This window comes from Leptospira andrefontaineae, from assembly GCF_004770105.1.
GTDB lineage: Bacteria > Spirochaetota > Leptospiria > Leptospirales > Leptospiraceae > Leptospira_B > Leptospira_B andrefontaineae.
In genome coordinates this window covers 96,117-120,470 of the sequence record NZ_RQEY01000018.1, presented here as the reverse complement: position 1 = coordinate 120,470, position 24,354 = coordinate 96,117, and the positions used below count along the sequence as shown (strand labels likewise).

Here is a 24,354-nt window from a genome sequence, read left to right as displayed (position 1 = left end):
TCAATCTTTCGACATTTCCTTTTGTTTTAAATATTTCAAAAGTTCCAAACCTATTCCACCTATATTTCCAAGTCCAACTACCATTGAATTAGAAGGCAGAGAACTTTCAAAAAATCCCAAGATCCCTTTTGCATCTAGGTTTTTTAGATCTTCTAATTTAGAATTTGCTAAACCGAGTTTCAAACAGGTTTTTTTGAATACTTCGGTCTCCTCTCCTATGACCAAAATCAAATCCGCAGGATTTTTTTTCCAGCAAAGGATCTCTTTAGCCATTTGTTCCGATCTTTCCGGTCTGTCTTTTCTACAATTTACAAGAGAAACTTTATATACATATTCGGGAAACTCTAGGATTGCATTCTCCCAAATACTTGCCGCGGATCTTGGATCATTTGCAGCAAAACCATTTGCAAAGGCTATCTTCTTCTTACCTAAATTGTATTTAGCAAAAAAACTAGCTCCCAAATCAGGAGAATGAGACCACATTCCTCGTACCGCAATCTCCGGTTTTACTCCCAATGACTCACATACTTCCAATGCTAAAACTACATTTTCAGGATGTTCATAATATGCAAAACCTTGCATATAGTTCAGGTCAGAATATTTTTCAAAACGAGCCGGAATAATCTCAGTATTCTTATTTCTACAAACTTCTTGAAAAAAAGCATAAAATTCCTTTTCCGAAGTAAATAATACTTTGGATTCAGGAATAGAACCGCTTAGAGCTAAGGCCACGTCCTTTTTCTCCGGCCCCATAATTTCCAAATGATCTTCTCTTACATTTGTAATGATAGTATGTGTAGCCTTAACCAATTTTTCTTCCGAAACTTTTTGGTTGAACGGAACAAGAGCCATACATTCTAAAACGATTACATTGGCTCCTTGTTTTACTGCCTCTTGGATCGCAAACTTCTGCTCTAAAATATTGGGAGCGCCGTATCTGATTATATTTTTTTCAGAACCGTCGGGCAAAATCAGCCTCGGAATAGTTCCTGTGGTTTTAGCGAGAACTTGAAATCCACCTTCTTTCAAGCCGGATGCGATCAGTCGTGTGACGGAACTTTTTCCTCGAGTGCCGTTTACATGGATACGCACTGAGATTTTGTTTCTTCTGGAAAGATGAAGAATATATTCAACAAATCCGAATCCTAATAAAACCAGAAGTAATGGAACTAATATTAGAAATTCGGACACGTAAAGAATGTCCTTCTAAATTACCCATTAGGTCAACTTAGATTAGGTCAGGTTCAGAGAAATCAGAGTGATATCATCCTGGGGATCTTTTTCTCCCAGGTGGGCTTTCATTTCTTTTATGATCTGAGAATGTAGTTCCAACCCACTTAAGTCGGATTCTCTATAAATTTTTTCGATCCTTTCTTCACCGAATGGATTTTGCTCAGAATCAAATTCTTCAAAGATTCCATCTGTTAGCATCAGTATGGAATCCCCTGCCGAATAATCGTATTCTTCTTCCAGATATTCCATCTTTGAATTTAAACCCAAAAGAGATCCTGTTCTTTCTAAAGGTTTGATCCCTGATTTGGATTTCCATAAGAGCGCTGGGTGTCCTCCAGATGCGAATCTTATCTTTCTTTCTATCGTATCCACATCTAATATAAAGCAGGAAAAATACATCTGTAGGTTTTTAAAGTTCCTACAATAATCAATATTGATCCCTCTAATTAGCTCCACGGGAGAATCAGCCAAATATTTAAGAGGCTCATAAACTCCTTTGATTGTCATTGTTACAAGTGCCGCTTGAACACCGTGGCCCGTAGCATCCGCCAGAATAACTCTAAGAACTCCAGGACGAAATTCGAATATATCGAACCAGTCCCCTCCCACTTCCATTACTGGAACGTAATTTACAAAAGTTTGAACTCCGGGGATTGAATAATCGATTGGAGGAAGTAAGCTGTTTTGGACCCGCTTGGCAAGGCTCAATTCTTCCTTCATTAAACGATAAAATCTTGTAAGCTCATTGGAACGGGACTCTACTTCTGCTTCCAGATTTTGTAGTAGATCCAGCCTCTGCCTATCTACCGTCTTAAGTTCTTCAACGGTTCCTCTAAGTTTCTTTTGGATGGAAATCCTATCAGTGATATCTCGAAGTATAAGGGTATAACCTTTTCCGGAAGAGGTATTTACCTTGGAAACGGATGCTTCTAAAATAAGTTCAGTCCCATTTTTTCGCCTGGCCCTAAACGGTCCAAAGATCCCTCTATCAGGATTCTCTCCTATTTTATACAATACTCTGGAAATATATTTCTTACGTCTCGGGGGGAATAATAGATCCAACGACTTCCCATTTACTTCCCAAGAGGAATATCCTAACATCTTCTCCGCTGCCGGATTCATCATTACAATTTGCATGGACTCATTCACGGAAAGTATAGAATCCAGAGAAGTTCTCACAAGTTCGGAAAGTCTTTCCTCCGATTCTTTGAGTTTTACTTCTCCTTCTTTTCTGGCAGTCACATCACGCAAATAAACTGCAATATCTTCGACAGAAGGAAATATACGGACCTCGTACCAGATATTCTCCTTAGGATCTAAGATTTCTAGATCTTTTGGAAGTCCGGAATGCATGGACTCTATCATTGCTGGGAATAAAGAAGTATAATTGAATTGGGGAAGTATCTCAGGTAATCTTTTGCCCACTAAATTTTCCCGGATAATATCCAGTAGTTTTTCAGCCTCAAAGTTAGCGTATAAGATCCTAAGTTCCCTGTCCAGAGACAGGAATGCGTCTGTAATTCTTTCTAAGATCCGAATTACATCTTTTCTAGAAGCGGATTGGAAAGGGGTACGGGTTCCGGAAGTTTTTTCCTCTGCTTCAGACATAGGAGATCAAGAGTATCTCCTCGCCTAAAGCAAGGTCAAGAAATCTTTTCCGAAGCAGGGATCATGATATGAAATGTCGCGTATTCTTCTTCGGAGCTTTCTACCTCTATATCTCCGCCCATTTCGCGGACGATCTCATAGCTGACTGAAAGTCCAAGTCCGGTTCCGACCGTGGTTGGTTTTGTGGTGAAGAATGGATCAAAAATCCGATTTAAATTCTCGTCTCCGATCCCGAGTCCCCAATCTTTTACAGTGATCCGGACAAAACGAGTATCTCCTCTTTCAAAAACGGACTGAGATACTTTGATCTTCTTACGATCCGTCTCAAAAGGATATTTTTCGTTTAATGAATCTCTCGCATTGGTGATCAAGTTTAGAAAAACCTGTTTTAGTTTTTGGGGTTCCCCGATCACAAGCGGAATTTCCGAATCCGGATCCACCAAATCGTCCATTCCTTCTACACGGATCCCGTCTCGGATCAGGAATGGTAAAAGAAGTTGGATAGAAGAATATAAAATTTCTCCGGTAGAAACATGGGCTTTGATCCCTTCTTCTTTATGAGCAAAACCTAATAAACTTCTTACAATTCCGGAAATTCTTTCGCTTTCCCGAATAATAACTTCCATATTTTTAGAAAGGGATTCATTCTCTTCTACTTGGGTGCGAACAAGTTCTGCGTAATTTAAGATCCCTGTAAGCGGATTATTGATCTCGTGGGCAACACCTGCGGCCAAAGTTCCAAGTGCTTCTAATTTTTGGCGATGTCTTTGGGATTCCATTCTTCTCAAACGATCGGAATCCGATTCCTTTTGTTGGGTGGTATCCGAGATCGCAAGTAAGATCGCACTGATCTCTTTCTGTTTTGTTACCGGAGAAATCCTAATATAATAATGGCTTTTTTTCCCGGTGAAGCTACTCCATTCTTCGAATGCTTCCGGCTTTCCTGTTTTTAATACTCTCGCAATCACTGCCTGCAATTTTAGTGCATCAGAAGTTTTTAATATTTCGAAAAAGTTCTTACCTTGGATCTCGTCTGCAGGAACTCCTGTGAATGTTTTATTGATGAATAATACATTCCCATTCAGGTCCATAATAACCACGAAATCCATTCCTTCCATAAGAAAGGAACGCCAGCGATAATCCGAATCTTCTAAGGAATAATCTTTGAGAAGGCCTTCTTCATCTAACTCTTGTATTTGAACAAGTACTCTACCTTCTTCCGTTGGGATCCTGTTTGCTCTTACATATACTTTTTTGTAACCGCTTGCGGAAAGTAGTCTTGTTCTTGCGGAAAACACTTTTGGGACTTCATGTCGAAATCTATCTATGAATGCATCTGTCAGGCTTTCGGTATCGTCAGGATGTGCGAACTGGGACCATTTCATTCTTCCTTCTATCTCCGACTTTTTCTTTCCGGAGATGTCTTCGAACTTCTGGTTTACTAGAGCAATTGTCCCGTCTGCTTCTACTAAAAACGCGGCTAATGGTTGGTGTTCGAATAGAGTACGATACTGGGAAGAAGTTGTAGTAGTTAATATGTTTTCTTGATTCAAAACCTTCTTCCTCCCTTTTCTTATATAATAAATGGGAAGAATAGGCTTGTTTAAATATTACAATTTCTGAAAAAAAAGAAGAAGTAAGATGATCTAAGATGCAGGAATGGCGCGAATTGAAGTGAAATCGTGATATTTTGCTACTGTTGCTTCTGATCCATTAGAATAGAAGCAACAGAATTAACACAGAAATGTCAGTAAACTTTGAGTAATTCTACTTCAAAAATCAGTGTAGAGTTAGGAGGGATAGTTCCAGCTCCGGAGCTTCCGTAACCCATTTCAGGAGGGATTGTCAATTTACGGACCCCACCTTCTTTCATACCTTGGACCCCTTTGTCCCAACCACGGATCACTTGCCCTGCGCCCAGATCGAAGCGGAACGGAGTTCCTCTGTCTTTGGAGCTATCGAATTTTTTTCCGTTGGTAAGCCAGCCGGTATAATGAACGGTTACGTTAGACCCATTGAAGGCCTCTTTTCCTGTTCCCTTTTTGATATCTTTAATCACCAGACCGTTGCCTTGAGCGAATACTCCCAGGCTCAGAACAAATGCTGAGATTAAAATTGCGGTTAATATATAGATTCTTTTTAAATTCATTTTCCTCTACCTCCAGTACGTCTGACGGAACTTCCAAAACCGCCCGTGGTCTGGCTTCCCTGCACCTTATTGTGATTTGGCCCACCTTTCACGGATTGTTTTTTATCGAATTCTTTTTTCCATTCTTCGGCGTCTACCACCGTTAAAACTTTTCCGGAAACCTCGTACTTGTTTAAAGCTTCCAGGGCCTTTTTTGCTGCCCCATCTTCCAATTCTAAAGAACCGTAACCCAAAGACCGTCCTGTGAGTTTATCCTTTTTGATGGAAATATGTTCGGCCTTTCCATATTTGGAGAATAATTTTTCCAAATCTTCTTCCTTCCATTCCTGGGGAAGATTGCCCACTGAAATCTTCATACCGCCTCCTTTTGTATATCGTGACGATTGATTCACCCGTCTTCTAATTCTTAAGAAAACCGGTTAGATCACCCATTCTTTCAGGTCGGGGAGAAATCGAAAGCCCATTTCATAATCCATATTTTGAAAAAAGAAACCCGCGGAAATTTGGGTTGAGGCTCCTACTTTGCCTTAAATACTACCCAAAACACCCTTTCGGGATAGGACTCATGGATATTTTCTTAATCATAGTAGCGGTCATGGCTGTGCTCGGGGTAATGGACTTACTCGTCGGAGTTTCCAATGACGCAGTGAACTTTACGAATTCAGCAGTCGGATCTAGAGCAGCTTCCAGAAAAATCATCCTGATCGTTTCTGCATTCGGTATCTTGCTCGGAGCTTTAAGCTCCAGCGGAATGATGGAGGTCGCAAGAAAAGGGATCTTTCATCCTGAATTTTTCAGCCTAGCAGAGTTGATGTTCTTATTTTTAGCGGTGATGGTCTCGGATATTATCCTTCTGGACTTATACAATACCTTAGGACTTCCTACTTCCACTACAGTGTCTTTGGTTTTTGAATTATTGGGCGCCTCCTTGGTACTGGCAATTCTCAAAGCTGATACATTAAACGACGCCTTCAAGATCATAAACTCAGAGTCCGCTTTAAAGATCATATTCGGGATCGCACTATCTGTAATACTCGCATTTTTTGCGGGGCTGATACTGATGTTCTTCTTCCGATTGATATTTAGTTTCCGTTTGGAAAAAACGATGAAATGGTTCGGGGGAATTTTCTCAGGACTTGCAGTCACAGTAGTGATCTTCTTCATTCTACTTACTGCGATGAAAGGATCTACTTTCCTGAGTAAAGATGTGTTAGCTTGGATCCAGGCAAATTTCAAAACCATATTGGTCCTGAATTTTATAGGATTTTCCATTCTTTTCCAAATACTGATCTTATCTAAAATAAACGTTCTGAAGATCGTAGTATTATTTGGAACAGCTGCACTTGCGATGGCATTTGCAAGTAATGACTTAGTGAACTTTATTGGAGTTCCAATTGCAAGTTTACAAACCCACGAATTGATCAAAGCAGCTAATTGGGATGCAAATACAATGGCATCCGGTTTAGGAAAGGAAGTCCTAACTGATAATAGACTTCTGATCGGTGCAGCCCTCATCATGATCGTCGCATTATTCAAATCCAAGAAGGCGGAAACAGTAACCAGAACAGAAGTAAGCTTAGGCTCCCAAGGAGAAACTGTAGAAGCGTATCAATCCAGTTTGGTCGCAAGAGTATTCGTTCAGATTGCAGTTGGTATTTATTATCCTATCAAAAGATTTTTGCCTTCGATCATCCGAAATTGGATCTCTTCCAGATTTAAACAAAGTGGGACCCTGGAATTAGTTCGTTTACATGAAAGTGATGCGTTCGATCTACTCAGAGCCTCCGTAAACATACTTATCGCTTCCGCACTTATCCTGATTGGAACTATAGAAAAACTTCCTCTCTCTACAACATTTGTAACCTTCATGGTGGCAATGGGAACCTCTCTTGCGGACGGGGCTTGGCAGAAGGAAAATGCAGTCAATCGTGTGAGCGGAGTTTTAACTGTAGTAGGTGGATGGTTTATGACTGCGATATTCGCTTCCTTTACAGGTGGATTTATCGCGGCTCTATTCTATTTCTTCGGATTTGCAGCGGTTGTAGTAGTTTTAGTATTCACATTCTTCTTAGTTCTCGCATTCAATCGTATCCACAAGAAAAGAAAGGCAGAATACGATGAGAATCTGGAAAAATTACTCTTACTCAGTAAACATCCGGAAAAAGCACTTTCTAAATCACTTTCTTCCTTATTAGGTAATTTGTTATTGGCGAAGAAGGCGATGAATACTCTTTCTTCCGGTTATATTGGCGGGAAGAAGAAAGATTTCAAACAAGCTTCTAAGATCCTAAAGAACTTAAAGAAAAATTACGAATCCTCCATTTCCGGTTTCTTAAGTCTGGTTGATAGACATTTCGACGAGTCCGATTTCCAATCCATACATCCTTTCACAAATGCACTCGGCTATATAGATCGTATCGCGGAGAATCTTACAAATATACATAGGAACACTTCCGAAAAGATAGATCGTTTCCAAACCGGTCTTACCAAGGACGAAAGAGAAGATCTAAAAGAACTTCGTAAATTAGCGGAAGATCTTTTCGAACTTTTGGCACAATCCGACAAGGTCCCAGGTTTAGTGGAAAAGGCAAGATCCGGCAAAAAGACTAAAGAACTTTCAGATATCAAAGTCCGTATCTATAAAAACCAGATGAAACGTATCCGCAAAGGAGATAGCAAATTAAAATCCAGCGTTGCTTACTTCTTAGTGGTAGAAGAACTTGTGGATATTAACGAAAACTTATTCTCTCTGGCAGAAGAACTGGTTTGGGTTTTACCTTGGATCGAAACCAAGAAGAAACAATTTGCAAAAGGAAATTTCGGTCCTTCTAAACTGGAATTCCCTAAGACCAAAGGTAAGAAGAAAAAGAAGAAGTAAGAAATTTCGCACGGAGCTCACAAAGAGTTTAAGGTCAAAAATCGAGACCTTCTCCTCTTAGCGGCTTCGCGTGAAAATCAAATTGATAAAATTTGTCTCACGCAAAGTCACTAAGACCGCGAAGGATTTTACCCGGCGTATTTAGAATAAAGGATCGGCCCGAAAGCAGTTACGAGCAAGGTAAGTGTCAGGACTATAATCGGAATTACGATATGTTCATGCCTTGCGAAGAAACCTTTTCCTTCCAAACTCTTATCTTCTATTAACAAATCTCTAACAACGTGCTTAGTCAACAGGTGATTGAGTGCAACCGGTGGAGTCAAATAGCCTAACTCGAAGGAAACAAGCGCAGTCATCCAGAAATTCAAAGGATGGATGCCATTCGCTTTAGCGATCGGATACAAGGTCACGGAAACCAGGATCACAGCTCCATAAGGATCCATTAACATTCCAATGATCACAAGTGCAAATGTTAAGATCAACATCGCAGACATTGGAGATCCTAATTGAGTTGGGAATAGATTGATCACTTCCGATCTTTCAAAAACCCCACCCATACAAGCCGATAATCCCATGAGAAGAAGAAGTGCCCCTAAATGTGAGCCGGCATCATAAGAAGTTCTGGAAAGTTCCACTTCTTCGTTATGAGTTTCACCCTTTTCCAGTTTTTCCTTTTTGGAAATTCTATAATCAATGAATAGAAGTGCCAACATTGCGATCGGAAGGATATAAGGAGCAGTTCTTTCGTCAAAATGGGTTCCAAGTGCAAGAACGATCGTAAGAACGATTGCAATAGAGATCACCAAATACACTGAGAAAGATTTGAATGCCAGTAAAGATTTTTTGAACGCGTCTTGTTCCGGACGGATCTTCCAGGATTCAGTTCTACTAAACCAGCTTACGATCAAGAATAGAGTGGAAGAAAGTGCAAAAACTCTCCAACCCCAATGGAATAATTCGTCTGTAGTCACTTCTAAGTTCAAAGAAGCAACGATCACAACAAGTAAACATGGAGGAAGAACCACTCCTAAACTTCCTGACATTGCAGTTGCCGCGAGAGCTCTCTCTTGGCTTGCACCTGCCCTTCTCAATTCCTTGAAGATAGTAGCACCTAATGCTAAAACCACAATCCCGGAAGCACCACTATAAGCAGTAGGAAGAGCCGCAACAACGACGATGATCACTGCCATCAATTCTGAAGGAAGTTTCCATGGGTTTAAAAGATCAAAAAATCTTTTTCCCAAAGAAGTATCTCTCAAAAGAATACCGGTCCAAACATAGAGGCCGATCTGGATATAGAGCTGAGCGTGTGCGGTCAATTTTTGCAGATAGATCGCAAGTCCTGCAGGGTGTTTTTCCAAAATGAAGAAGTACAATCCGCAGATAAGAGCCATCCAAGCATATAGAGGAACGCATAATAATGCATTCGAAAGTTTGGTATTTTGTTTACCTTCCCCATTTTTAAATACAGGATTCTTTAAATTATAAAAATTTAATCCTGCCAAAAGTAAAAGTCCCAAAACCCAAAGAACTTGAATCTGTGCTTCCACACCTTTTTGGAGAGGATACATGAATGCAGCGGACACCATGATGATCGTATTTGCGATAATCTGGCTCCATTCGGTGATCTTTTCCTCTTTCGAATTTTCAGGATTTCTAAGAGCGATATGGTATCTTCTGGTTGTGGAAACAGTTCCAGCTACGATCAGTAGGAATACCATGGTCATAGGAATATAATCTATGGCTGAGATTGTAATCCAAGAAAGCCTGCGCTCAAATCCACAATATAATTTCTGTCCTGTTGTTAGAGAGCCTGCAAGCTTCTCCAACTCCAATTGTGTTTCAGTTGGTCCTGTAGGAGCTGTTATATTCTTCCCACCGGAAGTATCTCCAAGACCAATATCATCCAAGGCGTCCATATCCGCTTGGCTGACTTCTGCCTTTGTGTCCGCTTCCGCATTCGGATCGGCAATACAAACATTTCGGATCATTGCGTAGTTCGGCCAAATACTTCCGCCTAAACCTAGCAACCTAGCCTGAACTAACTGGCTTCCACTTTGAACAAGGGGTACGAATAAAAAGAATAATACCGCCCAGGAAACGATTTTTCTCCACATAGAATATCCTTTGGAATCTGCGATTGATTGATATAAGAGTAGCGGGAAAGATTTTTCCCGCCTTTTTTGTGTTAGTTTTGGAAATTATTCCAAGTTATCCGAGCACTCAACTGCTTCTTTATCAGCGCTGCAACGGACCCTTTTCATTAATTTCAGAATGGTAGGATGATATACTTTTTTGTCTCTCAGCCTAATCCTTACTTCTCTAAATTTTTCGAAATAATTCTTTTGAAGGTCTTTTGGAACTTCTATCCAATACTTAGCTGGAATTTCTTGCTCTGCCTTTTTGGTAAGAGAAAGCATTGCATCGAACTGAGTTGCAGCCCATGCTCTAGAAGTATTTCCGTAACCTTCTGCAAAATCTTTGTGGCGAGCCACGATTTGGAAGGTCAATTGCCCTATTGGAAAACGTACGATCCCACCGTTCGGAGAAATACCTTTCATAAGTTCCAAAGGTTTGATCCCGATTGCCGGAGAATAACAAGCATCCGCTCTTCCGTTATTAAAAATACCGGCAAAAGTAGCGATCTCAGCAGGAACCATAGAAGCTCCTACAATATCAACCATAGTAGTGGCAGCTTGGTCATAAGTTAAAGTGGCGATCTTTCTACCGGCCAAGTCCTTGATATCTTTCAAGTTCTTGTCTCTTAATAAAAGATAAACTGCTCCACCAGGGAACATAGCCATGGTCTCGTAGTCGCCGTCAGTGTTTAATTCCCTTACTTTAGGATTTGATAATGCTTCGATTGTTTTACGGAGAAGGTCATAACTTGGCAATGCACCGATCGCTTCGATGGATCCTGATTCATGTACGTAACTTCTTACTCTAAGAGAAGTTAAGAATGCCATATTACATTTTCCGGCTTTGAAGTCGGAGTTTGCCACCACTTCGTCCGTGTAAGCTTTAAGGTCTAGACGGATTCCCCATGTTAAAGCTTGTGCTTGGTATCTTTGTGCCGCTTTAAACACGTCTCCGTGCGCGCCGGAAGGATCGAATACACACATGGATCGATCCACCGTCTCCGCTGCTCCCACACCTACGGACATCCAAGTCCCGAGAATGATTACCGATAGAATGAGAAACTTCTTCATATAGTTTTTTCTCCTTAAGGTCCCTTTTTTTTCGTTTTCCACCCAAGAACCCGCTCAAAGATCTTTTAACAGATCGTCTTCTTCTTTATTGTTTTTCTTTTTTCCCGGGAAAGAGGAGAAATTAATCGGTCCCCTATGCCCGGTCTCTTTCATCCAAATTTTATCAGATTCATGACGTGATAAATTTTCCGCGAATGCCTCTAAGAAACGATATTCTTTCTTAGAAGGAATTTGACTTAGAACTTTAGAATGTTCTAATATAAGCTTTTTGATCTTCTCCACATCACCTTTTCCGGCTGCGGCTTGGATCTGGAATGCACGAGCTAAACGAACACCTTCTTTGTCGCCTATCTTCACTGCTTCTTCCATTTGTTTAGCAGCATCTTTTCCTTCAGGAGTCGCACCTGGAACGGAAAGCCATACAACAGCTTCTAATGCTAAAGGAGTTCCCCACCATTTTTTAGGGTCCAAACATTTGGATCCACCTGCAACAACGCTAGGCACTTCACGAGTAATCCCTGCATATCCTTGGGAAGCGAAATCGTGAAGGATCGCCAATAATCCGGAAGAAAGTCCTACTAAATAATATAACTCTTCGTCTTCGCTGATAGAAGGACATTTTCCATTCCATTCTCCGAAGTATTGGAGGAATCTATTATGTGCGTCCCCGTATCTTTTTGCGGCAATCCCGTGGTAACGGATCTGTCTAGCCTGATTATCTAGAGCCTCTTCTCCCTTACCCTTGCGCACTGCTGCGATATATAAAAGTTCAGCTTCTTGTGCTTGTTTCTCCGCACACATCCCTGCTCCCATCTGCGCTACCATAGTAGCCAGTTCCACAGAAGCTCCTGTCCTTTCGAAAGAAGCTACCAATGGCCCAAGTGCAGTTCCTCCAGTACAGATCGCATCCATATCGTCGGAAGCCAGATAAAAAGGAACCAAATGGTCTTGGGCGTAAGAGTTTAAAGTTTTACCAGTAACTCTATATACGATGGAACAGTTTGCCAGGGTAATTGTAACAATCGTTACAAAAAAAAGGATTCGTTTATTCATTTTATTTCGGGGGTTATTTTTTACTTAGAATATGGGGGATTCTGGAAGAACGTACAGAAGGGTTTTACTTCGTCCAATATTTTTTTTCTAATGAGCGTTTTATTTTATAGTGCAGCGTTTCCAAAACAATCAGCCCACTGGAGAAGTAACACGGATCTTTTCGATAAGGGATACTGTCTCTTGGTCAGGTTCCACACCTAATTCTTTTTTGAGGATCTTCTTCATATCCTCAAATTTGCGTAGGGCTTCATTCTTACGATCAAGAGATTGTAAGGACTCGAAATGAAATCTCCAAGCTCTTTCATCCAGATCATCCAAACGGATCCAACTTTCTGAATCCGAAAGTAAAGAATTAGCATCCCCTGCTTTCTGAGCATATTCACATAAAATTCTATAAATTTCGATCAGGTTCTTACGCAGATATTCACGTTTTAGTTCTGATTCAGGGAAGTATAGATCGAATTCGAAAAAGTCCCCAGTATATAATTCTTGTGCTTCTCTATAAGATTGTACAGCTTCTTCTTCTTTTTTGTTACGAAGAAGTTTCCCTGCAGCCTCGAATTTTTTTTCGAATTCCACAAAGTCAGCTTCTACCAGATCAGAATGGAAGAATAATCTATCCTCTGCGAATACAACCGCTTCCGGATTTCCTAATATTTTACGAAGACGGAAAAGTAACGCATGCAGACTATTTAGGGCATTTTTCTCCGACATCCCCGGCCAGAGATTTTCTAATAATTCTTCTTTATGAACACCTTTGCCGAAACGAACTAACAGAAGTTTGATAAGTTTAAGTAGTTTTTTCTTACTGGAATATTCGGCTGCCGGGATCTTCTTCCCATCCAAATCCAATTCTAATGGACCAAGTGCTCTAACACTTAACTTTTTAGGATTACGGCCCTTCTCATTATTAAGTTTAGATCCAGGACCTTCTCCACTTAGGTCCTTAGTTTGTGATCCAAAGGAAGAAGCTTCCGGCTTAGTAAGCCATTTGGAAACTGATTCCTTGAATTCCATTCTGACTTCCCTTTCGGACTTATTTACCGTAAGAAAGCTATCCACACAGAACATAAGGATCAAAAAGCTAAAATGAGAAGTATAAGGGATTCCGATTATATCACTCGCAACCAAGATATCTGCGATCAAACTCGCGAAGAACAATACCAATCCGTAAAATAGGAAATGATTCCTAAATCTATTCTTACGGACCTGGCTCATTACCTTCATCACTGTCCATATAATCATCAGAATACTGGAAAGGAAGATAAACTGCATGATAGTAGGCTGGTCTGTTTCGTAGATAATAATGCCTAAAGAAGGAAAATGTTTCGGGTGAGAAACGCTCATTGTATAAGCGTTTGGATCCTGCAAGAGTATCCCTACCAGGATAAGGTTCATAAACACATATAGCAGAATGAAATCCCTGCTAAAGAGTTTTTTATAATTATTCACGAACAACGCGATAAACGTGGCAAATACTACCGCAGTAGCGTTCTCCACTCTTTCCCAGATCAAAGCCCTTTCAGGATTTTCAGCATTGATTGTTTGAATAAAACAAAATAGATAAGCGCCATACGCAACTTGGAGTAAGGCGAAGTAAAGAAGGTATGACTGTTTCCGATTTCTAAAATATAAAACTAAATTATGGATCGTACGGTAGACTAATACAGTCACGACCAAATAACATGAAAGCTGATAATACGTCATATCCACTTTTCGTTTCCTATCTTATCCGGATTCCTGCAACCCATTTATGAAAACGGGACAAAAATTGTGACTAAATGCTCACTATTTTTAAATGCAAGTATTTGAATGAGTTTCCTTTCCATTTTTATAAAAATATATAGCACGTTCTAACGATCGTTATGAAATAATGATGCAGTTCGATACAAAATCGAACGAAAACTTTTGCGAAACTGTAGCAAAAGAAAATCAAAATTATACAATCCTAATTGAGTGAAGACTCACTCATAAGTTTTTTCTAATTTAGTAATCCAATAAACACCTTAAAAAAAAACCGAAAGGGTTTTTCCCTTTCGGTTATTTCGACATCTAGTTTTTCGAAATAGCTAGGAGTGTTTAAGGGCAGACAATCAGAGATGCAGGATCTGTTACAGCTTGTCCTACAAATCTCATTCCTCCTAACAGATATGGATCTGCAACTTGAGGTGAATTCAAGGTGAAGAATTGTACCTTATCACTCTTCGCGCTGATCGCACAGGATTGAGTTCCTGCAGGGTTGATCAATTTAGGGAAGGTGATATCCGGAGGCATTGGGATCTCTTTCATAATACTGTTTACCATTGGGATCACCAGAGTGGTGACTAACGGAGAGATCACTGATTTAATACCGTCAGGGTCCAAACCGAATGGATTATAAGTTTGTCCCTCTAAAACTTCTACAGCATAATCCAAGTTATTGATCGGATCCAAGATAACCTGAAGTGCGTTTAAGTTAGCAAGTGCAGGGTTATTGGTAGGGTTAGAGAACATTTTGAAACGGAAGTCTGCATCCGCAGCAAAGCTGATCCTAACTGTTCCCAAAGTTTGTTGGTAACCATTCGCTCTTGTATCTGCTTGGCATTCCGTAAGTTCTTCATCCACGAGACCTGTGCAAGAAGTTGGTTTCTTAGCGATGATCTGTAATTGCATTTCTGTAAAATACAATCTCATCTTAGGCACTCCTGCGGAAGTCATAGGTTTGAACTTCACGTTAGGTGCATGGATAGGAGACATCACCATATCGATATCATCAAAAGATTTTACCGGAGGTGCAATCGCGTTGGAACCGTTCAAACCTTGTAGTTTGTTTCTTCCTGGCACAAGGATCGTAACCAAAGGAGAAGCCTTTAAGAAAGAAGTGGTTAATGCGAATAGAGGATCTGCTCCTGCAAATGCGTTCATTCCATCGATGAATGCCTTATTCAGAACGATATCCAATCCCCTTCTCTGCCATAAATGGAATGCAGCCTGAGAGATAGTGTCAGTATGCATAGAGATCAAGAACCCAGGGTTCGCAGCAGATTGGCTGAACTGATAAGTAGAAGGAGGCGGATTCGCAGCACTCCAAGTTCTTGTGGTAACCATTCCGGATTTTCCGGATTGGGTCCTTAGTCCGCCAGGAGGGTTATAACCGCTTGTGAACGCAAAGTCCAAAGAAGTCACAAGACCTTTATTGGTTCCATCATGTTTGATTGCTGCATCCGTATTCAGTTTGAACTTCACTGTTAATGGGAAGTTTCCAAGAGGAGCAGGAAGATAACTTGGTAAAGTAATAGTTACTCCAGTATCTCTTAAGTCAGCAATCACTGAGTTCAGAACGTTCGGAGCAATCCTTTGTACGATATCTCTGAGCATATATTGTGTGATGATCTGTTTTACTTGATCCACAGTCAGGTTCGCCATATTACTCAACTCTTCTCTACCTACGAGAGCTTCGATGATAGTGTTAAAACCTTCACTACCATGAATGTAAGTCATTGGAGCCGTATACATGAAGTCGGAAGTATCTTCTCCAGGATATAAACCAGCTAAAGACATATGTAATGGGTTTGCCCATGGACGAATGAAGAAGTTATTCGAATTCGAGAGTATCTGTGCGATGCTAGGATTATCAGGGAAGTAATCGTCATTTACAGTGAAAGGAGTCTTAACGGTCATATTGATCAAACCGTCGGAAGTCACAGTCATATTGTTACGAGTACGAGCTAAGGCCAAACGTGGTTTGGAAAGTTTTACGTCATTCCAATCGTAACCGTTCGGATTTAAAACTCCCTCGACTGCCGGATCCCAGTTCAACTTAGCAGTAGTTCTGAATACGAGCAGAGCTCCTGGTCCGTTGAATGCTCCATACCAATCCTCGAAACGAGATACAACCAAAAGATCCACTTCGGTGTATCTGGATTTTAGATCCAGTCCCAATCCAGGATTTACTGCTCCTGAGCCAGGGTTCACTTTTAAGTCAGCAACAACGTTTCCTAATTGGGTTCCAGTTCCTGCCGCACAACCATGAGTTGCATTATTCGATCCGCATCGGACGAACTTAGGAAGTCTCATATCCGTTACGTATACGTCCAAGGTAATCGCAGCACTACCGTCTGCAATTCCACCGGAAGCTACGTTCAAGATAGCGCTGTATTTAGAGAATGGTCCCGGAGCGATTTTTTCGATATGATAGGAATCGAAGAAACATGCTGGGAATGCACAATCTAATAAGTCTTCTCCAGCTGATGTAATATCTCCTTCCGGTCTACCAAATGTAGAGAATACAGTAGAAGTATATCCACCGTTTTTGTAGGATTTCACGTCGGTAGGATAATGACAAAGACTCCAAGCAGCCTCATTCCAATGGAATAAGTTCTTACAAGCCTGAGGATAATTCGCATTATTCTGGTTTTGGCCACAATTATTACTATTGTATATATTCCACCATTGGTCTCTATCTATCCCATTTCTTTTTTTAGGATGAAAAGGAGGTCCGTTGTCTGTCACGCAATCAGGGTGCCTTACCCAACAATATCCTCTTCCTGCTCCGCCAGATTTAGCTCCGAACACAGGAATATAATCGAAATCCTTAAATGCAGCTTCGTTTGCGTTACCGGACATCTTACCGTCTTGTCTCATACAAGCTTCGCCGATGGTCCATTGTCCATTCTCAAAGAATTTTTTCTTAGGAAAATCAGGCATTCCTAATAAGAATTCTTGGAAAGTACGAGGAACTCCGGTTGCATCCTTAACTTTGAAAGCACCAGTAGTATATTTCTGGATCGCTTTTCCTAAGAATGGAAGCATCTGCGCTTCATCCATTACACCGTTTGCTACGTAAGGAAGAACGCCGTTCGCATTCTCCAATTTACCGTAGTTAAAGCTGAAATACTTGCGGAAAGTTTTTCCGTTCGTAGTAGCGATCTCATAATAGTAGGTATTCCCACCAACTGTAGGAGGAACTTGAGAAGTGCTTAGGTTTAAGGAAATAGTACCGCTCATAGAACAAGGAGCAGTGGTACAAATATCTTGAGAATTATTAGAACCTATTTTTTTCAAAAGGACCGATTGGATATAATTCTCACCTACAACAGGATTTGAATAGGTAGAAGCCAATGTTAAAGCTGCTGATTGGTCGAATGTCATATCATTCGTTCCGTTCAGAGTATATTGGCTACCTTGGGTAATCTTATTTGTAAGACTATAATCTAACCCAGTCCTGAAAGTGATCGTATAATTTTCCAGAGCTACTCCACCGATTGTTGCGGCATCCGGAGTAATTGTAATCGTATAAGACTCGGCCGGTTTTAATTCTCTGTAAGGATTGAAACGAAGTTTCTGACCGCTCATCCAGTAGAATTCTCCGCCAGGATTAGGCCCGGAAAGATTTCCAGTAGTACCATTGATAGTAAAGTTTGCCTCTACTGTGGTTTTATTCATTGGGTGGGAAAAACGGATCTCCAACTCTTTGTATCTATCCACGTTTTCAGTGGAGTTGATAAATAAAGTTGCCTGAGGACTGGTAGAACCGAAATCCACAGGAAGAACCGCAGTGTCATTATCCACACTGTTATACGGAGGCTGAAGATTCGGATTCGCCCCAAATATTCTTCCGCCTGAAAAGAATCCTAGGTCGAAAACATCCGACATTGCAAATCCTTTCATCTTTTCAGGGCTACATCCGACTAAGACACCTGCCCATAAAATAGAAAGGATCGCGAGTTTGATTCCCTTATCGACATTAGAAACTTTTATATTTTTCAGATTCATTTCCAGCCCTCGACTTATTTTTCCCAAAAAAATTCTCTTCATTATTCTCACCGGGTGAATACCGTAACGAACCTATCCCAATAGGTGTCAGAGTTTTCATCTTCGTTAAATCTGTCGTAGAATACGAACCCATCCGGGAATTGTTTTTTACCCGTAGAAGCAAGATCCGCAAAAATACCCATCAACACTCCCGCCGTATAGATCAGAGAGCTTTCGTCTTTTCTTTGTGTTTGTATCATATCCGACACCAAAAGTCTTTTAGCGTCTTTGAATATGGATTTGAGTGAATGCGGACTTCTCATATCCGCTTCTAAGTAAGAATAGAATTCACCGGTCTTAACGATACCCATCAACACTCCCACGGTGCTTCTTCCGTAAGGAGCGGAGACTTGTGCAAGATCCGCCGTATCTACACTTAATAAATTCGTAATTAAGTAATCCTGGACGCTACTCTCATTACGAGTGAGTCCGCCCAGAAGATCCACGATCGATACCAATTGAGTGTTGGTAGGAATATTGTCTATGATCATGTCCATGGAGAAATCCAAGGTTGGGATCAAACTATAAACGGAATCAGGATCGAAATAATCCCTTAAACGAACTGCCCAATTCCCGAGCCTATCCCATTCAGGATCATAAATATTGGCAACACGAGAGTCAGGGAATGCCGCGAGCATATCTCTAACTTCTCCCAAGTATGCTTCTAAGTTAAACTGAACTGCTGTTGGAGCTTCATTCGTAAGTTTTATTTCTCCGATCAGATCCGCAATGGATTGGAACGTAAGAAGTGCACCGCTTGCTCTTTCCGGTTTCCCCATCTCGGCAAGCATCTGCACAAATGTGGATAGAAGATCCGTTCTGGACATTAGGTTTAATAACCCGTCTTGGTATCTTCTTTCGTTTTCAGCTAAGATAGAAAGTGGAGAACGTACCGGTTTGCTCGAAACAGGATCCAGATATCTGAAGAAATATTCACCTTCAGTTGCAGAGTTACTTCTTACACTTGCATCAGAGTTCACGATCTTAACTACATCGATCGTTCTTCCTCCACTATTAGGTTCCGGATCCGTAATTCTTGCAAGAAGTGGTCTTGTTAGAGCTGCACTGAGTCCAGTTAGTATTTGGAACGGGTTTTTGTTCAAGCTTGGATTTGCTTGGTCATCCAAGGTCCATGCAAGAGAAAGTATTAAAGGAAGAAGTCTATTTCTTTGTCCCCAAGCTTCTTCTACGGATTTTCCGTAGGCAACGTTCGCACCGGAAGGAAGAACCTTATCCGGAGTTAAGAAAGAAAGTCTTTCCATCACTGCAAAGTTAGCTGCGATTACTTGCGGAATTACTCCGTAAGAATTTTCAGGATCAGGATAGAAGATACTATAAACGGAAGCATCTCCCAAGCTATTAAAGGTCAAGGAATTAGCACCGCTTGTTCCGTAATCCCATGCTTCTAGATAGAACATACTATCGCCAGGAATATCGGAATAATTCTCTTGGAGTATCGGAACTCCAGGTTGTCTGAAATTCGGTTGAGTAGAACTTGCACATCCTGGTTTTAAGAAAGTATTTTTAATTTTCCAAATCGCATTGATACGGTCCGCGCATGCAGATCCGTCTTGTAGAACAGGTCTTGCGTTCATAAGACCGGTCATACCGTTAGCGATCAGAGTAACAAAGGCAGCCATTTTGTATGGAACCCCTGCACCCAAAGAAGCGCGAAGTGGGATCACAGCCACCATTCGTTTTTCATGAAGAAGCCACTGGAAGTTCTTATAAAGCGCTTCCTCGTCCGTATTCACTGCTCTTTCAGTTGTATTATCTTTTGGAATTTCCCAAACAGGTATACTCCAACCTTTTGCACCGGAAGCGTTCTGCCCTGATGCAACAGGTGTGAATGAATTGTTTGCAACAACTGCGTTAGTCTCTCTTCCGCCTGGACCTACCCATTTACAAATAGTACCGCCGGTACAAGAGCCGCTGGCAGTATTTGAGACCTTGACCCTATATTCCGAAGTATTCCAAGATTCTTTGTAGATTAGGTCTACACCGTTTGAATCTCTATATAATTTCCCATCCAAAGTAAGAACATTCCCGCTGGAATCCACTCGGTTCTTATTATAATAAGGCCCGCCGCCTGAGATCAGGACTGTGCGGATTAATTTCATGATAAATGGTATGGTCTTAGTATAAACAGGATCGTTTGCAGCAGGGATAATAGCCGGATCCGGAGCTTCCAATAAGGTCAACGTTGGAGTATTGATCCCGATAGAAAGTGCAGTCGGAGTGCTTGCATCTCCATTCTTGAACACGGCAGCGTCGTTAGAGCTTTGGTTCATGAAAGCTTTAATACCGATATTGCCGGTCATCGCTGACTTCATAGAATAGATACTGTCACCTACAGTAAGAACTCCACCGGTCATCGGACCACCGTTACCGGAACCGTTCGGCTCCAGTCTCATCATAGAAGTATCAGCAGGATTTTCCCAACGGAATCCGTAAGTGTCGGATAAGGTTAGGATGAACATCAACGATTCTAATGCGGTAATCGGGCTGCTTGTAATATTTGCAGGATCCGCTCTATCCAATCCGGAAGCATCCATACGGATCAACTCACGAAGAGAGTGATCAACACCGGTTACACCGGAGGAGAAGTCGAACTTGGCAAAATTTTTAGCCATTTCCAAGGAAAGAATAACGTTTGGATCAGAAGTATAATTCCCTCCTCTTCCAAGCATTGGTCTCAAATAACGGAAGGATTCGCTAAGTACAGTAGCAAACTCTGTAGGATAAGTAGCATCTCTATAATCAGCAAAGGCCGGATCGGAATAAACGGAACCGCCTGCAGTATAAAATTTTTCTAAATTAACTACCAAGTTTTTCAGAACCGTTTCAGAAGACTTAGCGTCGCTAAAACCAGCTCTTTGGCGGAAGGATTTTCCAAGAGCGGAAATGATCTGGATCATTTTCTCTTTCATCACTCTGTCAGAAATGAGAGAAGGATCTACCATCCCTTGTAAAAGACCTACAATCGCTTGTTTCGCATTCGTGTTTCGGTTGATTGCTTTATCCAGCACATCTTCCAATTCCACGAAAAGGATACGAATTTCAGGATCTTTTAATACTGCGGAAACCTCTTTGAACTTAGTTTCCATAGTTTCTTTGGAATAATTTGTATACATATACTTCAAAGCAGTTTGGCTAAGCGGTGCCATATTGCGAAGTACAGGTCTACGATACGTGCGTAAAGATTCCAACCATGGTTGAAGAGTATCGAATGCGCTATTCGGCGCCTTCTCTATACGATCTAAAAGAGAATGAACTCTAAGAAGAGACTGACGCACATGAGCTTCCGGTTTAAGAAGAAGATCTCCGGAAACTCGTAAGAATCCCACGATATCCTCTCTATAAGGAATAGTCATGGAAGACTCTAATTTAAGATTAAAATGAATAGGTTCTAAACTTTGGAAACCTGATTTGATGGAAGGATAATCATCAAATATATTAAAAAGGCGAATTCCTTTATAATCGATATTATCGTAAAAAGTATCCGCGCTTGATTTTTCTCCACCTGCCTGACAGCCCATCCCCAGAGCCAAACAAAGCGAGAAAAGAATGTGTGCTTTCTTTATATTCATATCTATTAGCTTATCCTAACAGTTTCTTTCCAAGTGTGGAAAGCATAGCGATCGCTACATAAAGCGGGCTTATATCAGGCTTATATTTCCGGTGCATTTGAAAAAAAATAAGCGAGACTCTATAAAAAGTTTCCGGCTGATTTTGGGTTGTTTTTAAAATAACAATTGTTATTCAATATAGGACTTTTCGATTGAAGGTCTCAATCTATCTTTTGAGACTTCAATTTTGTCCATTCGAATTAAAACTATATTACAAAAAACGAAACTACCCTTCTATCCCTTGGGAGATGGGTTAAAAAGAACAACTGTTTTATAAAATTTATTCTAGATTTCGTTCTAACTTGTAGAAGTGACTACAAAATTCTTCTCTCTAAGAGAGGCTGCAAATCGCAAAGGGAATCCTTGACAACTTGCTCATATTTTTTCATTCTCCCTGCCATGCCTCCAGACGCAATGGGAAGTCATAGTTACTACAATCCAGGGATTTGGTTCCAGGTCCTTTGGGCAATCACCCAATTCGGAACAGCACTTGGAATTCTAATGTCTCTCGGGCAGCTTGTTATGGAGAATAAGTCTGCCCTAAACAGGCTTTTGGCCCTGATTTTCCTGATTTTGGGGCTAATACAAGGTAGCTTTCTGCTCTTAGTTTCCGGTTTGTATGTAGAATTTCCCAGGCTTTCTCTTATACAATTTCCTCTTATTGCATCCGTGGGCCCTATCCTTTTCGGAATTCACAGCGTAAGCCAAGACAGAGACTCAGAGGAAATCTCTTATTTAGGATTAGAGAAAAAGCATCTAATCCTACCTGGTCTTGTCTGGGTTGCATATTTCCTGGCAGTGTACCTTCTCCCCCAAGAATGGATCTTAGAAAAGATCTCTATCTTCTTGAAAGAAACCGGATGGAATGAAGGAGAGATCCTACTTTCTTCCCCTATCCTAATCCTCGTATTTTATATATTATTCATCCTAAAAGGAAGTTCTGACCTACTTCGGTGGGAGGTACTACAAGAAGAATGGACCGCAAGGATCTTAGCATTCATGGTAATTTCTACATTCGTGAATCTTGGATTCGGCGCGGTTTACCTATCGAGTAAATCGCCTATCTTTCTTCTCGCTTGTTCCTCCATGATGGGGATAAGTCTTTGTCTCGCCTACCTGATCGGACACAAGCGGCCCGCATTCTTCCAAGTGCTCCAAGAAGTGAGCCAGGCCACCAGACAAAAATACGCACGCTCCCTCCTCTCTGGAGTGAATAGACACGCACTCAGAGACAGCCTTACCCAACTTATGGAAAAAGAAAAATTATATAGGGATGAGAAGTTGGGGCTTGCAGATCTTGCAGACGAACTCGCACTTTCCACTCATCAGGTCTCGGAACTGATCAATCAGGAACTTGGAAAAAACTTCTCCGCGTTTGTGAACGATTATAGGATCAAAGAAGCTTGCGAACTTCTACAAAAAGAACCTGATAGATCGATCTTGGACATAGCATTCGAAGTTGGTTTCGCTACCAAATCCTCATTCCATAGAGCATTCCAAAAACATACCGGCAAAACTCCTTCCGAATTCAGAGGGAGTTAATCAGTTTGTCGCCAAACTAATTGCGCCTTCCTTAGAAAGATCGGTAAAAATTTATAGATTGGGACCAAATACCCAGTTGCATTCGATCAATTGAGACGACTGTTTCCGAAAATTTCCGTAAGATATGGACAACCGAAAACAAAAACGGAGGAAACCGATGATCGCCATTGCAGAAAGAAAGACGTCTCAGGTTCCAACCAAACTTTATACTAGATTGTCTCAGAAAGAAAAAAGTAAGAAGATCATGAAATGGATCCGATTCAGGGACAGAAAATTACGTGGTAAATTCGAATTCTTAAAACACCAAGACGCACTAGGTCTTACAATTACCTTAGGTTCCGCCGCAGGTATGATCTTGTTCGCAGGATTATATATTGCAGGGCTCATTCCTGCTTGGGCCTGTATCGTTGCGAACGGGGTTCTTGCATCCATTCTTCATGAAGTTGAGCACGACTTAATTCATAATTTATATTATAAGGATAATCTAAAGATCCAAAACTTCATGTTCTGGACGGTCTGGATCTTTAGAGGTAATACGGTAAGTCCTTGGTATAGAAGAATGATCCATACTCTTCATCATAAGGTATCCGGTCATAAAGAAGATATAGAAGAACGTTTGATCGGGAACGGAATGAAATTCGGATTAAAACGTTTTATCACTATGATGGATGGGAATATGTCCTTCTTATTCCAATCTCATATCTTACGAAGAGAGGCTCCAAAGTTCAAAAGAAGTGAGATCACTCGTTCCAGTTGGCCTTATCTTGTGATCTATTTTCATCTTTGGTATAACTTTTTATTCATCAATCTTTTCTATATTGGAAATGAATTATTAGGAAAACCTCTAGAAATTCCAGCTTGGTTGGGTACTGTCCGCCATTTCTTGAATATTTCGGCAGTGGTTTATACAATCCCGAATTGGATCAGACAAACAAGTATCCAGATTGTTTCTTCTAATATGCATTATTATGGAGATGTAAAGGGGCTTCACGATCAAACTCAAGTTTTGAATAGTTGGTTTTTATTCCCTCTTCATCTATTCTGTTTTAATTTTGGAAGCACTCATGGAATACATCACTTCGTAGTGAACCAGCCTTTTTATCTCAGACAAGCGGTGGCACCTTTCGTTCACCCTGCGATGAAACGTTATGGGATTAGATTTAATGATTTCGGAAGTATTTTCAGGGGAAATCGTTTGGGTAAAGAGCAGGCACTAGCGGCTTAAAACAGATTTTTCTTTGGTATAGGATTCGGGTGCAA

The 24,354-nt window shown here is 40.9% G+C and carries 14 protein-coding genes; 3 read left to right on the top strand and 11 right to left on the bottom strand.

What is annotated here, in order from left to right; genetic code table 11:
* The 5 genes from pgsB to EHO65_RS12190 all read right to left on the bottom strand — a co-directional run bounded on the left by pgsB (position 1) and on the right by EHO65_RS12190 (position 5,346).
* The gene (gene pgsB, locus EHO65_RS12210) at positions 1-1,191 is read right to left on the bottom strand and encodes a poly-gamma-glutamate synthase PgsB (RefSeq protein WP_135774688.1); all 1,191 of its coding nucleotides are present in this window, start codon (positions 1,189-1,191) and stop codon (positions 1-3) included.
* 42 nt (positions 1,192-1,233) lie between these two features.
* Entirely contained in the window at positions 1,234-2,841 is a 1,608-nt protein-coding gene (locus EHO65_RS12205; protein WP_135774686.1) for a SpoIIE family protein phosphatase, read from the bottom strand.
* A 35-nt stretch (positions 2,842-2,876) separates the two neighbouring features.
* Positions 2,877-4,394 (bottom strand): PAS domain-containing sensor histidine kinase, encoded by a 1,518-nt coding sequence (locus EHO65_RS12200; RefSeq protein WP_135774684.1) that lies wholly within the window; start codon positions 4,392-4,394, stop codon positions 2,877-2,879.
* Between the two features lie 194 nt (positions 4,395-4,588).
* Positions 4,589-4,990, bottom strand: a complete 402-nt coding sequence (locus tag EHO65_RS12195) for an FKBP-type peptidyl-prolyl cis-trans isomerase (protein WP_167482031.1) — start codon at positions 4,988-4,990, stop codon at positions 4,589-4,591.
* Entirely contained in the window at positions 4,987-5,346 is a 360-nt protein-coding gene (locus tag EHO65_RS12190) for an RNA recognition motif domain-containing protein (protein ID WP_135774682.1), read from the bottom strand. Before EHO65_RS12190 ends, EHO65_RS12195 begins: the two co-directional genes overlap by 4 nt.
* Before the next feature lie 209 nt (positions 5,347-5,555).
* Between EHO65_RS12190 and EHO65_RS12185 the strand changes: the two genes are divergently transcribed.
* A complete protein-coding gene (locus tag EHO65_RS12185) occupies positions 5,556-7,868 on the top strand; it encodes an inorganic phosphate transporter (RefSeq protein WP_135774680.1) in 2,313 nt (770 codons plus the stop codon).
* 128 nt (positions 7,869-7,996) lie between these two features.
* Here the strand turns inward: EHO65_RS12185 and EHO65_RS12180 are convergent, their stop codons facing one another.
* From EHO65_RS12180 to EHO65_RS12155, 6 genes are all read right to left on the bottom strand, one after another.
* A complete protein-coding gene (locus tag EHO65_RS12180) occupies positions 7,997-9,985 on the bottom strand; it encodes a TRAP transporter large permease subunit (protein ID WP_135774678.1) in 1,989 nt (662 codons plus the stop codon).
* 84 nt (positions 9,986-10,069) lie between these two features.
* Complete coding sequence (locus tag EHO65_RS12175) at positions 10,070-11,077, bottom strand: putative solute-binding protein (protein WP_135774677.1); 1,008 nt, start codon at positions 11,075-11,077, stop codon at positions 10,070-10,072.
* Between the two features lie 54 nt (positions 11,078-11,131).
* Positions 11,132-12,130 (bottom strand): hypothetical protein, encoded by a 999-nt coding sequence (locus EHO65_RS12170; RefSeq protein ID WP_135774675.1) that lies wholly within the window; start codon positions 12,128-12,130, stop codon positions 11,132-11,134.
* 129 nt (positions 12,131-12,259) lie between these two features.
* The gene (locus EHO65_RS12165; protein WP_135774673.1) at positions 12,260-13,837 is read right to left on the bottom strand and encodes a BTAD domain-containing putative transcriptional regulator; all 1,578 of its coding nucleotides are present in this window, start codon (positions 13,835-13,837) and stop codon (positions 12,260-12,262) included.
* A 372-nt stretch (positions 13,838-14,209) separates the two neighbouring features.
* Positions 14,210-17,926 (bottom strand): Ig-like domain-containing domain, encoded by a 3,717-nt coding sequence (locus EHO65_RS12160; protein WP_135774671.1) that lies wholly within the window; start codon positions 17,924-17,926, stop codon positions 14,210-14,212.
* Positions 17,927-17,931: 5 nt separating this feature from the next.
* Positions 17,932-21,513: a tryptophan 2,3-dioxygenase gene (locus tag EHO65_RS12155; protein ID WP_135774669.1), complete on the bottom strand. Its 3,582-nt coding sequence runs from the start codon at positions 21,511-21,513 to the stop codon at positions 17,932-17,934.
* A gap of 438 nt (positions 21,514-21,951) precedes the next feature.
* Here EHO65_RS12155 and EHO65_RS12150 point away from each other — a divergent pair, with 438 nt between their 5' ends.
* Positions 21,952-23,094, top strand: a complete 1,143-nt coding sequence (locus EHO65_RS12150) for an AraC family transcriptional regulator (protein WP_135775224.1) — start codon at positions 21,952-21,954, stop codon at positions 23,092-23,094.
* Between the two features lie 157 nt (positions 23,095-23,251).
* Positions 23,252-24,319 carry a fatty acid desaturase gene (locus EHO65_RS12145; protein ID WP_135774667.1) on the top strand — a complete coding sequence of 356 codons (1,068 nt, stop codon included), beginning with the start codon at positions 23,252-23,254 and terminating at the stop codon, positions 24,317-24,319.
* Positions 24,320-24,354 lie beyond the last annotated feature (35 nt).